General features: G+C 48.0%; 10 protein-coding genes. 2 read left to right on the forward strand and 8 right to left on the reverse strand.

All coding sequences use genetic code 11. The features are described 5' to 3' along the window. Positions 1-84 precede the first annotated feature (84 nt). From rodA to KBW69_RS17465, 6 genes are all read right to left on the reverse strand, one after another. Entirely contained in the window at positions 85-1,233 is a 1,149-nt protein-coding gene (rodA, locus tag KBW69_RS17440) for a rod shape-determining protein RodA (protein ID WP_257276216.1), read from the reverse strand. After that, entirely contained in the window at positions 1,230-3,095 is a 1,866-nt protein-coding gene (mrdA, locus tag KBW69_RS17445; protein WP_257281679.1) for a penicillin-binding protein 2, read from the reverse strand. The genes rodA and mrdA overlap by 4 nt, the downstream gene beginning before the upstream one ends. Positions 3,096-3,107: 12 nt before the next feature. Then, positions 3,108-3,575 carry a 23S rRNA (pseudouridine(1915)-N(3))-methyltransferase RlmH gene (gene rlmH, locus KBW69_RS17450; protein WP_257281680.1) on the reverse strand — a complete coding sequence of 156 codons (468 nt, stop codon included), beginning with the start codon at positions 3,573-3,575 and terminating at the stop codon, positions 3,108-3,110. Beyond that, positions 3,575-3,925, reverse strand: coding sequence for a ribosome silencing factor (gene rsfS, locus KBW69_RS17455; protein WP_257281681.1), 351 nt, complete (start codon positions 3,923-3,925; stop codon positions 3,575-3,577). Before rsfS ends, rlmH begins: the two co-directional genes overlap by 1 nt. A gap of 186 nt (positions 3,926-4,111) precedes the next feature. Continuing rightward, entirely contained in the window at positions 4,112-5,374 is a 1,263-nt protein-coding gene (locus KBW69_RS17460; RefSeq protein ID WP_257281682.1) for a glutamate-5-semialdehyde dehydrogenase, read from the reverse strand. Positions 5,375-6,131: 757 nt separating this feature from the next. Further along, positions 6,132-7,727: a response regulator gene (locus tag KBW69_RS17465; protein WP_257281683.1), complete on the reverse strand. Its 1,596-nt coding sequence runs from the start codon at positions 7,725-7,727 to the stop codon at positions 6,132-6,134. Positions 7,728-7,900: 173 nt separating this feature from the next. Between KBW69_RS17465 and KBW69_RS17470 the strand changes: the two genes are divergently transcribed. After that, the gene (locus KBW69_RS17470; protein ID WP_257281684.1) at positions 7,901-8,791 is read left to right on the forward strand and encodes an NAD(P)-dependent oxidoreductase; all 891 of its coding nucleotides are present in this window, start codon (positions 7,901-7,903) and stop codon (positions 8,789-8,791) included. Positions 8,792-8,825: 34 nt separating this feature from the next. Here the strand turns inward: KBW69_RS17470 and KBW69_RS17475 are convergent, their stop codons facing one another. Together KBW69_RS17475 and KBW69_RS17480 are read right to left on the reverse strand one after the other, a co-directional pair. Continuing rightward, entirely contained in the window at positions 8,826-9,323 is a 498-nt protein-coding gene (locus KBW69_RS17475) for a DUF29 domain-containing protein (RefSeq protein WP_257281685.1), read from the reverse strand. A gap of 232 nt (positions 9,324-9,555) precedes the next feature. Then, positions 9,556-12,285, reverse strand: coding sequence for a hypothetical protein (locus KBW69_RS17480; protein ID WP_257281686.1), 2,730 nt, complete (start codon positions 12,283-12,285; stop codon positions 9,556-9,558). A 59-nt stretch (positions 12,286-12,344) separates the two neighbouring features. Here KBW69_RS17480 and KBW69_RS17485 point away from each other — a divergent pair, with 59 nt between their 5' ends. Then, the gene (locus KBW69_RS17485) at positions 12,345-12,644 is read left to right on the forward strand and encodes an NAD(P)-dependent oxidoreductase (protein ID WP_257281687.1); all 300 of its coding nucleotides are present in this window, start codon (positions 12,345-12,347) and stop codon (positions 12,642-12,644) included. The last annotated feature ends 50 nt before the right edge of the window (positions 12,645-12,694 follow it).

The following is a 12,694-nucleotide window of genomic DNA, read 5'->3' on the forward strand; positions in this document are numbered from 1 at the left end:
CAACATTTAACCTAAACGGAGGCTGTCGCCTGCGTAATCATTTGATAGGGAACGAACTTATGAAAAAGAGGGTTTTCCCTGCAATTACCGACTTTGCCCCAGAAATGTTTTATGAGTCTGTATCGACATCAACAGACCAAACCCTGCCATCAGGGTAACCAGCGAGGTTCCTCCCCGACTCACCAGAGGCAAAGGCACCCCGACCACAGGTAGCAGGCCGCTCACCATACCAATATTGACAAAGATGTAGACGAAAAACGTCAGGGTAATACTACCTGCCAGCAGTCTGCCAAACAGAGTCTGAGCCCTGAGTGTTATAAACAGGCCTCGACCGATAATCAGAGCATATAATGCCAGTAGAATCAGGCATCCCATCAGGCCAAACTCTTCCGCCAATACCGCAATAATAAAGTCAGTATGACTCTCCGGCAGAAAGTCCAGATGCGACTGGGTTCCCAACAACCAGCCTTTACCATATAGCCCACCCGATCCAATGGCAATTTTTGACTGGATAATATTCCAGCCTGCACCCCAGGGATCACTCTGGGGATTGAGAAAGGTCAGCACCCGCTGCTTCTGATAGTTAAGCATGACAAAATGCCAAAAACCCCAGATAGAAGGAACGGCCAGCATAATCGCAGAAAAAATCAGTCGCTTCCTCAACCCCGCCAGCAGTAATATAAACAGGCCTGAAGCACCAATCAGCAGGGAGGTCCCCAAGTCGGGCTGCCTGGCAATCAGCACGACTGGAATACCAATCAAGATCATTACAGCGACAATATTTTTTAAAGAAAGCGGCAGCTGTCGCTTTGAAACATAAGTCGCCACTACAATCGGCATAACCAGCTTGATGATTTCAGAGGGCTGAAAGCGAATAAAAGGTAATTGAATCCAGCGCTGTGCCCCCTTGGAGTGAATCCCCATGATCAACACAGCGATCAGGAGAGCGACACCGCCAATATATATCCACGGTGACAGCCGCATCAGCAGTCGAGGTGAAATCTGGGCAATGATAATCATGCCAACAAACCCAATGAGCATATAGATGGCTTGTCGAATGACAATGCTCATATCTTGCCCACTGGCACTGTATAAAATAAACAGACCGGCTCCGCAGACAATGACCACAAAACCTATCAGCATAAAGTCGATATGCAAGCGCTCTGACCAGTCAGGTGCCTTGTGAAAGCCCTGCCCTTCATCTAGCTGGCGAACAAAATCCTGACCGGTCATTGTGTGGTCCTCTTGTTGTCAGCACTGGTTTTCTTCTGTTCGGCTCTGGCGAGTCTGGGGAGGAGATAAAAGTCCATCACATCCCTGGCTACGTTGGCTGCACCATTGCTGTTCTCCAATACCACAGCCATCGCTATCTGGGGATCTTCAATAGGCGCAAAAGCCACGAACAGACTATGATCCCGCTCGAACTCCTTGAGTTTTTCAGCATCATATTCTTCACCCTGAGGAATACTGACCACCTGAGCGGTACCGGTTTTGCCTGCCATTCGATACTTCAAGTCACGGCCAATTCGCCAATAAGCGGTGCCCCGATTGTAACTGACCACTTTCTCCATGCCACTGATGACCAGATCCCAATAATGGTTATCCAGCTCAATATCGTGCCCCCATTCGGGGCTTTGTAACTCTGGAATGTCTTCCTTCACTAGGCGAGGTTGTACATGTTTACCCCGGTTGGCAATCAATGTAACCGATTCAGCCAACTGCATGGGAGTCGATAACATGTAGCCCTGACCAATAATGGCAATAACGGTTTCTCCGGGATACCAGGGCTGTCCATAAGCGCCCTGCTTCCACTCTGTTGAAGGCAGCAGACCGGTTCTCTCTTCATGAATATCAATACCGCTTTCTCGCCCCATACCGAACTGACTGAGAAAATCATGGAGACGATCAATCCCCATTTTTTCAGCCATTTTATAGAAAAACGTATCATTGGAGCGCAGGATCGCCTGACTCAGATTAATCCAGCCATCACCCTTTCGATTCCAGTTACGGAAACGGTGATCACTGCCCGGAAGTTGGAACCAGCCTTTGTCGTAGATTTTTTCATTCTTATCCACTACGTTATTGGCCAGCAGCCCCAACGCTACCAGTGGCTTGATCGTGGAAGCCGGTGGGTACTCACCCAATGTCGCACGATTATAGAGCGGCTTTTCAATGTCCGTATTCAGATCATTAAATGTTACGTAATCGATTCCGGTCACAAACAGGTTGGGATCGAACGCCGGATTGCTCACCATAGCCATCACACCACCGGTCTTGGGATCAAGCACTACGACAGAACCTCTTCTTCCGTCCATCGCTTTGATAGCGGCATTTTGCAAATCGGTATCAATATACAGCTGAAGATCTTTTCCGGGTGTCGGGTTGACACGGCTCAGTACCCTGGTCACCCGCCCGCGGGCATTGACTTCAACCTCCTGATAGCCAGGCCTCCCTATAAGTGCAGGCTCATAAAAACGCTCCAGACCGATCTTGCCGACGGTGTAAGTACCGGTGTAGAGAGCCGGATCAAGATTCTTTAACTCACGTTCGTTGATTCGTCCCACATAACCGACGCTGTGGGCGAAGGAGCTACCTTCAGGGTATTCACGAACCAGCTCGGCATTGATCTCAACACCCGGCAGGCGAAACTGGTTTACAGCAATCAGAGCAACCTGCTTGTCGTTCAGGCGAAACTTGAGGGGGACCGACTCAAAAGGCCTGCTTCGTGTTATCTGCTCGAGGAAACGGCTGCGCTCATTCTCGGTCACAGGAATCAACCGGGCAATATCGTCGAGCAGTTGATCAAGATCTTCTACACGTTCCCGAACAATAGCCAGCGTTTGACTGGAGCGGTTAGTCGCCAGCAAACGGCCGTCGCGATCATAGATAAGCCCACGAACCGGAGGCACGGTCTGCAATAGAACACGGTTTTCTTCGGATTGGGTGGCCAACTCATCGTATTTAACCACCTGAAGATAGAAAAGTCTGGAAACCAGCAACATGACCAAAAGGATCATGAACACCAGTGCCAACCAGACTCGAATACTAACAATCCGTTGCTCTGCTTTGTGGTCCTTTAAGGTATTCACCGGCATCAGTTTTACTGTCTATTTGTGATAAGGGTGATTCTTGAGAATACTCCAGGCACGATAGACCTGTTCAGCAACAACCACCCTCACCAGGGGATGAGGTAAAGTCAACGGCGATAAAGACCAACTGAGATCAGCCCGGACCAACACACTGGAATGAAGCCCTTCTGGCCCTCCGACCATCAGGCTGACATTGCGGCCAGAATGCATCCACTCACCCATATTGTCTGCCAGCTTCTCCGTCGACCAGGGCTTTCCCATGATTTCCATGGCCACTATCAGGTCTCCCTGCCCTGCTGCCGCCAGCATTTGCCCGGCTTCTCTTTCCTGCAGGCGGCTGACGTCAGCTCCCTTGCTGCGCCGACACAGCGGAATCTCAACCAAATCAAGCCTGAGGTCAAAGCCCAGGCGCCGACTGTATTCCCTGTAGCCCTCATCGACCCAGGCTGGCATTTTTGAGCCAACAGAGATTAGGCGAACACGCATCAGGACTGCCCGGTAGCCTGCTGTTCCTCGCTGGGCTCCCAGAGACGTTCAAGGTCATAGAACGCACGAGTAGCCGGCATCATGACGTGTATCACAACGTCACCCATATCGACCAGGACCCACTCGGATTTTTCCTGACCTTCTGTACCCAGAGGACGGACACCATTTTGCTTGCACTTGTCAATTACATGGTCTGCTACAGACTTCACATGACGGTTGGAAGTACCGCTGGCGATAATCATGTAATCAGTTACGCTGGTCAGTTCAGAAACGTCGAGACAGTTAATGTCGTTGCCTTTCATCTCTTCAATAGCATCAATGACCAGTTGTTTCAGTTGTTCAGATTGCATATATCTCTTTAGAACTCAATAAAAATCAAAAGCCTGAACATGAATTGTACAGGCTTTTTTCATAGTTGTTTGCTGATTAAGTACCTAAGTACATAACCAGTGACCACTGTGTGCGATCATTAACTGCCACTGTGATTGATGGCAATTTTTTTGAATAAACGCAAAAACCCTTACTTTGAGAGGCTGTCAATTCCGGATATGACCGTCGCCCAATACTACATATTTTCGGGATGTCAGCCCCTCCAGCCCAACAGGGCCACGGGCATGAATCTTGTCCGTAGAAATACCAATCTCAGCTCCCAGGCCATACTCAAAACCGTCTGCAAACCGGGTAGAGGCATTGATCATGACGGAGCTAGAATCCACTTCTCTGAGGAAGTCACGGCCCCGAGTATAACTCTCGGTGATCATCGAGTCGGTATGATGAGAGCCGTAACGATTAATATGCTCAATAGCTTCACTCATATTACCGACCAGTTTAATGGACAGCACCGGTGCCAGATATTCTGTCTGCCAATCCTCTTCGGTGGCAGCCAAAACACCCGGAATAATATCACAGACCTCCGGGCAGCCTCTGAGTTCAACCCCCAATATCTGGTAGCGCTGAGCGAGTTCCGGCAGCAAGTCAGCAGCGACGGCTCTGTTGATCAGCAAGGTCTCCATAGCATTGCATACACCGTAACGGTGCGTTTTGGCATTCACGGCAATGGCCAGAGCTTTCTCCCGATCAGCCAGATCATCAATATAGACATGACAAATGCCATCCAGATGTTTGATAACAGGAACTCTGGCATCACAACTGATGCGTTCGATCAGGCTTTTGCCACCCCTTGGAATGATGACATCAACATACTCAGGCATACTGATCAGAGTCCCGACGGCTTCACGGTCAGTCGTTTCCACCACCTGAACTGCTGCTTCCGGCAAGCCAGCCGACACCAGGCCCTTGCGGATGCATTGAGCGATCGCCTTGTTAGAAGCAATCGACTCACTGCCTCCACGCAGAATCACAGCATTACCCGATTTCAGACAGAGACCGGCGGCCTCAATGGTTACATTGGGTCGAGACTCATAGACAATGCCAATAACTCCCAGCGGAACACGCATTTTACCCACCTGAATGCCACTGGGAACATACTTGAGGTCGTCAATGGTACCCACCGGATCAGGCAATGAAGCCACCTGACTCAAATTCTCGATCATGGTATCAATACGGGCATCCGTCAGTTCCAGTCGATCCAGCAACGCTGAATCCAGCCCTCGGTCGAGACCGTTTTGCAGATCAATAGCGTTAGCTTCACGCAGCAACGTCCGAGTCGCTTCCAGCTCATTAGCAATCGCCAGCAGAGCCTTGTTTTTCAGACCTGTATTCGCTCTAGCCACCTCTGCACTGGCTTCCCGGGCTTTTTTGCCCAGTTCATGCATATACTCTGTTACCTGTTCAGTCACTGCGTGCTCCTTGTAGACCCGTCATAAACTCAGAATATTTCTCAGGGCGGTCACAACATTGCCGGACCAGACTTTCCGATTTTGCCCCCATAAAAACAGCGGTTAACTGAATACAGCCGTTTTTCCTCAGTTGGGCATTATAACCTGCCGACGGTTATACAGGAATGATGGCATGCCTGCATAGTGCCACTGAACAGCAAAATTTCTGAACCTTTCCCGTTTCGCCTCAGCGCGTCGCCCCGTAGCACTGCCTTCGCTACTGGCTGCGATCGAAGCGGCTTTGATGCTGAATGCAAAGTGACCCGAAGCCTTCGGATGTCGAAAGAGCAGAATTGTGAGGTTCTCCCGATTAATGGTCACAGCGCAAATATCTGCTATTTTGTTGGTTTCAGACCGAGGGAGCATGAAAATATCAAAGCTATTTTTTTATTATTTACATTATTCATACAGCCTGCTTTATCAGATACGGTTTTATGTGAACTGAGAATCTTTCATCAAGTGAAGGAGAAGCAATATACCCTTCGATATGTTCAGAAAGAAAGAGGCAAATATCCGTGGATCCGGTCACGCCCCGATGGCAGTTACTGTTGCAGACCGTCGTATGTTTCCCCCTTGATCGGCGGTTATATTTATTTATGCTTCAAAGATGACTGCAGTTATTATGAAGTTCTCTCATACAGTTGCCCCATCGAGGGTTCATATTATCCTCTTACTCACCCGTCATTTGGTTGTCGTTTAAGTGATGGAGCGGGAAGCGTCAGGCAATCGGCATTGTGAACTCAAAAATAGTGCCTCCCTCAGGGTGACGACTGAACGTCAGTCGACCACCATGAGAATGAATAATAGAGTGGCAAACTGTCAGACCAATCCCCATACCATCTGACTTGGTGGTATAGAAAGGCGTAAACAGTTTTTCTTCAGCATCGTCAGCCAACCCATACCCCCGGTCTATCACAGATACCTTGACGAACTGATCATCAACCTGCCCTGCCTTAACCCAGATCCCCATGTCCCGGGTGTCCTGATCTCTCATGGCCTCCATACCATTGCGAATCAGGTTCAAAGCCACCTGCTGAATCTGCACCGGATCCACTTTCACTTCCGGCAGGTTTTGCGCTACTTCAGTATGAATCTCCATACTGTTATTTCGAGCATCCACTTCAGCCAGTTTAACGGTATCACTAATCAGCTTGATCGGATCGACACAACCCAGAACATGATCAGGTTTCTTAACAAATGAGCGAATCCTGGCAATGATCTCACCAGCACGACGAGCCTGGATATTAATCTTGTCCATGGCTTCATAGAGCGAGTCGTAAACATCGTCGTCTTTATGTTCAAGCCTGACCATCATGCGCTTGGCCACCTGTGCATAGTTGGAAATGGCAGTCAGGGGCTGGTTCACTTCATGGGCAAAGCCTGCGGCCATTTCCCCCATAATACTCAGACGGGAAACATGGGTCAGTTTTTCCTTCTGGGTTTCCAGTTCGTCGAGAGCCTTTTGCAATGCTGCCTGCCCACGTTTTTTACTACTGATGTCAGTAAAGACGACTACGGCACCATTGGGTTGACCGTCCTCCATAATCGGAGTGCATGAATAACTGACCGGGAATGAGGAACCTTCTTTGTGCCAGAAGAGTGCATCATCCACTCTTATACTGACTCCTTTGTTCAGTGCCTCCTGAATGGGAGCCAGGTGCTGACTGCGTGCTTCATCTCCCGCCTCACCCAGCATCAGTTCAATCAGACCACGGTGGATGAGGGTGTCCATTGGCCAGCCCGTCATAATGGAGGCTGCTGCATTGGCAAAGGTAATCTGCCCCCGGCTATCCAGCCCGAAGATGCCTTCGTTCATGCTTTCCAGAATACGGGCCTTGTCAGCCTCTAGCTGACGATTGCGGGCAGAAAGCGCCTGCTCCAGTCGATGTATTTTGAGCTGGGTTTCTACCCGGGCAATGACTTCTTCGGCCTGAAAAGGCTTGGAGATAAAGTCAACGGCACCGGTTTCCAGACCACGAACCTTATCTTTGGTGTCATCAAGGGCTGATAGAAAAATCACGGTAATGTCGCTGGTAGCCGGATCTTCTTTCAGTTGACGGCACACTTCATAGCCGTCCATACCAGGCATCATGATATCCAGTAAAACCAGCGCTGGCCTGGCCTTGTGAGCAATCCTCAGGGCGCTTTCACCGTTTTTCGCAATAAGAAGCTTGTACCCCCTTCCACTGAGGGTCTGCAGCAGCACCTGCAAATTAGTGGGATTATCATCCACCAGAAGAATGCGCTCTACATCATCAACCGTTTCCGGAAGCGTGTCTGCCACGTACATAGTGTTCGCCAATTCGTTAATCACAGCTGGAAAAAGCATAGTCGAAGAAGCGAGCCATTCTGCCAGAATTTACCCCGCAGGGCATGGTGTCTTTACATATTTCGCGACGTGTTTTTACGACACTCAACTAGGAGCCGAAACCTATTCATGCTTCAATAGTCTCTTAATCATTAAGCCCGTGATATTGGAATGCAAGTATGAAAGTACTGGTCATCGGTCAAACCGGCCAAGTCGGCCATGAAGTCTGCAAGACCCTGACAGATAAGGGTATTTCCTGGTACGCACCGGACAGAGTGGAGCTGGATTTGTCCAAACCCGGGCAGATTCAGACCTGTTTCAGCCGCTACCAGCCAGACCTGGTCATTAATGCTGCTGCCTATAACAATCCAGTCAAGGCTGAGAATGAGCCTTCCCGCTGTTTCAGTATCAATCGGGATGCGGTCGCAGAATTGGCCGACTGCTGCCAGCGTCAGGGCATTATTCTTTTTCAGCTCTCAAGCTACAGGGTATTTGACGGTACCAAGCAAGAACCTTACAACGAAAAAGACCCCACCAACCCGACCGGTGTTCTTGGTAACAGCAGACTTCAGGCAGAGCAGCAAATCCGTGAACGGTGCGAGCGACATATTATTCTGCGCCTGTCGTGGATCATTAGTGAGCGTCGTCCCAACATTCTCAGAAGACTGGCAGAACAGATGCTGGCTAACAGGGAAGTGTATGTGACTCCGGATCAGCTCGGTTGCCCGACACCCGCCGACGATGCAGCCCGGACCATTGTCGCCATCGTTCAACAACTCGATTGTGGTGCCCGGACCTGGGGAACTTACCACTACTCCACCACTGAATCCGTTTCTGAAAGCAACTTTGCTGAAATTCTTATTGCTGAAGCGTCCCAGCACCGCAATCTGAAAGTCCGTAAGCTGATCATGGCCAATATCGAATCCAGAGAAGGTATCAAACCACCCGCCAATGGCACTCTATCCTCCAATAAGGTGCTGAACACTTTTGGCATTCATGCCCGTCCATGGAGAAGTGCCGTGGCCCGTATTGTCCGGGAAGTGTGCGACCTGACATCTTCTTCACCGTAAAGCCGAAAGAGGGTGTTAGTCAATTCTGTACAAATCAGTCATTGTCAACCTCCGGTAGCCATCCTCTTTGCATGACCTGCTCATAGCTCCAGGGGCATTGCTCTGGAAAGCTGTTTTTGTTCAGCCGCTTGGCTTTGATACTGATATATTCATTTAATTCGTCAATGGCCCGCCGTTTAGCCTTCGGGTAAGCTTTTTCAAGTGATTCCTCAAAATGGCTGCTCAATGAGGGATTTTCTTCGACATGTATCTCGATCTCTCCTCTCGGGTTGTTAATACTGGGCATCCAAGTGTAAAGAACTTTGTCTTTCACCCAAGGGTCTTTCAGTACTCGATTTTGGTAATCGTACTTCAGCAAGTGAACCAACAATATAACCAAGTGAGAGACTAACTCACGTATATGGTCTTTAATACCCAACTCTAGTTCCCCCAACAAATTCTCTATGTCGAGCTGGTCAAACTGCCGCTGAGCCAGCAAATCCCGCTGCTGGCGTAGCCACTTGTGGTAGTCAGTGTCATACAAACTCTTCATAATTCCTCCTGAAAATCCTGCTCAAGTTCGTAAATCCCGGCCCTGCTAAGCTCTTCATCCTTCGGCTCAACGCCGGGCACTTCCTCATAGGGTAAATTAATAAGCACAGTGCCAAGACAACCAAAGCTGTTTATAAGTAAGAATGTCCTTGCCCTTTTTCTCAAAATCCTCATACCGACTTAAACCAAGAAATAGCATAAGAGGTTTGCCCTGCATGCCGGGTTTACCCATCTCACATGTCAGCGGCTTGCGTTACAGGAACAGGTTGGGGGTCTGATAGCTCGTCAGATAGCTCATTAGATAGCTCATTAGATAGCTCCCCGGGAACCATACCAAAGATCAAAAACATACTATGTATAAATTTTTCTTTTTTTTCTGGCTCAGCAGCTTCTAAAAGCTTAACAAGCTGTTCGTTGGCTTTAGTGCTAAAGTTTTCTAAAAGCTCAAGTTGTTCACTGGGTACACCTTCAGCAAAACTGACATGCGCAGGGAACATATCTCTTAAACGTTGTCCGTGCATTGATCTTATAAGAACCATAGCAGTAAACATATCTTCGGCATGTTGAAAATATCCGGAATCATTGATAGTAACTCTTAACCCCAGAAAATGAAGTGTTTCACTGGCAAATTTACCTAAATACTTCCTGTTATATGGAGTAATAAAAGAATATTCACCACAACTACCACAGCCCCACATAATAATTTCTGATAATTCATAATCTTCCAAACCATGATTATTCGGAAGACCAAAACCATACTTGGCATAAACATCCCTGGCTAATTTATTTAACATTGCTATTGTTATAAATCTCGATGGGACTGTTTCATTGTTTAGCCGAAAACCCGTTTCAGAAAATATTCCATAGATAAAATTAATTAATTCTGCTTTCTCTCGCTGACCTAATCCTGAATAAAAAACTTTGCCCGGGGCATCAGAAGCCAAAAAATTGTTACTCGTTAAGTAGTTCAGCAATTCGTTTCTGAATTCTTTCAAACTGGTTTCGTTCTCAAACTTATCCCTGACAACAGCGAGCGCTTTAACAATCCTCGTCACCTCATCATAATCTTCAACTCCCCGGGATTTTGCCAGTTCACCGACTTCTGAAATAAGATGATAAAGTGACAGACCACCATTTAAAAACCTGACCCATTTCGAATTAAATTGACTTAACGTATTTTTATCTGACTCAAGACTTTGAGTTAAAAGTTTATAGAGTTCCGGCAACTTATAGTAATCATTGATGCGAAAACAATCTCCTCTCTGCCTTTCATCTGACTCCAAAGTTTTGAACCATTGAAATACTTGGATTGCTGAAGGATCAGCCTCATTTGGCGCTTCACTGCCTTGCTCCATTTCAGGAGGCCGTTCTTCAGTCGGTTCCTGCTCATCTTCACTCAATTCCTGCTCAACGACACCGGTTTCTTCCCCATCTTGTCCAGGCTGTTTTCTATTCAGTTCCTGCTCAAGTACACTGGATTCACGATCCAGACATTCTTTACATTTATTAAAGGCGAGTACCGGTTTATTGCAATTTTGACATAACCCACCACTGTTTGGTGAACCACCTGACCCATCATCTCCATCACTTCCATCGCTCTCACTTCCACGGCGACTGCCTTGATTTTGACGACCGTTATCTCGTTGAGACTGAGCATAGGAAGATGGTCCAAGGTCGCCCTTCTGATTTCCAGCCTGACCGATTCCTCCAGAATGGCCGATCCCTATGGGGACGTGGCCCGGAAAAACGGACACGCTGCGTAATTGTTCAGGACTTAAAATGAACCCTTGCTGTGCATGACGACGGTAGTCTTCTGTTTGTAGCGGTTGCGCCGGGTTGCTGCTCAGGTAATGATCAATTACAGCTTCCGGATTATCGGGGTTTCTGGACAATGCCAGAAAGAGTCCTGAACTTCTTTCAAGATTTGCAGCTCTTATTTTATCCCAAAGTTCCTGAGAAATAATGATGTCCTGCTCATTCCAACCCTGCTTGATTTTAAGCACAACCCGGGTATCCCAAATCTGTTTTTTTACAATCCGACCATCAATACCAGGCACCAGAATCACGCTGTTGACCAGCTCGCTCATCCATTCAAAGGAGTAAAGGGGGCCCATTCCGCCACCCGGCCTTTTCTTGAATAAATCGTCTAAATCATCGCCACTGCCAAAACCGCCACCACCAGAGCTTGTGAATGGTTCACCATTACCGGCCGTAATAGGGAGTCCGGGTATTGCCAAAGGCCCACTAAAACGACTTTTGTCGTCAGAATGACCAGACCCGTTTTTTTCAGCCTGTTTATTGCGGTAAAAAATATCGACCGATGATGTTTTTTTGTTAACTGATGTATTACTGCCTGATGATGACGGTAAAGCAGCGCTTTCTGAAAAAATACCGCTACATTCCGGTTCTATAACCCATCCGTTATCATTATCTTCAATGGCCAAAACCAACGATTGATGACCCGCCGGTAAACGCCAACTGGCTGAGTATTCATGCTGCCAGCGGCCAGTGTCGGGTGTCGATGAAACCTGTCTCACTTTCCCGTTTTGTATATCCGGCATAGCCTGACCCGTTACTGGCTTTTTAAATACCGGGGGAGAGGGAAAATGTCCTGTCGACAATGCGGGGGGCGTCCTGAAACAAAAATTAAATTGATCGCCCGGTTGGCTATCGAGGATGACATAAAACTGATTGTTTTCCAGTTCAGAAACTGTTCCACCGTTCTCGTCAGCCGCCTTGCGATCATAACTGAGAAGGAGGGGCGGATTGTTCCCTCTAAACGACAGTTTGCTAATCTCCCCCGATGGCTCTGCCCACGCCTCAGTGGCTTTGGAGGAACTCATCCAACCCGTCCAGCTCAACAGGCTGGTATAGGCAGCACAGTGGCCTGAAAAAGGCGCAATGACAGACAAGATGAATACAAAAAACAGGCGAACCATGGTCAAAAGCTCTACTGTTTTCATGATCGGATCTCTCTGAAGATTTTATTGATAAAGCATTAAAATAGACCTTAAATTTGAAAATGTTTTATTTTTTTCTATCCCAGACTTGGGGTACTTACCGCAACTCCGCCATAGAGTCTGTACCTAAAAGCAACTTTGCTGAAATTCTTATTGCCGAAACTTCCCGGCACTGCGATCTGAAAGTCCAAAAGCTGATCATGGCTAATATTGAATCCAGGGAAGGTATCAAACCACCGGCTAATGGCACTCTGTCTTCCAATAAGGTTCTGAATACTTTTGGCATTCATGCCCGTCCATGGAGAAGTGCCGTAGCCCGTATTGTCCGTGAAGTATGCGACCTGACATCTTCTCGGCCGTAAAGGAGATAGTAAAATAGCATAAGAGGTTTGCCCTGCATGCCGGGTTTACC

It is taken from the genome of Endozoicomonas sp. ISHI1, from assembly GCF_024606225.1.
Classification (GTDB): domain Bacteria; phylum Pseudomonadota; class Gammaproteobacteria; order Pseudomonadales; family Endozoicomonadaceae; genus Endozoicomonas_A.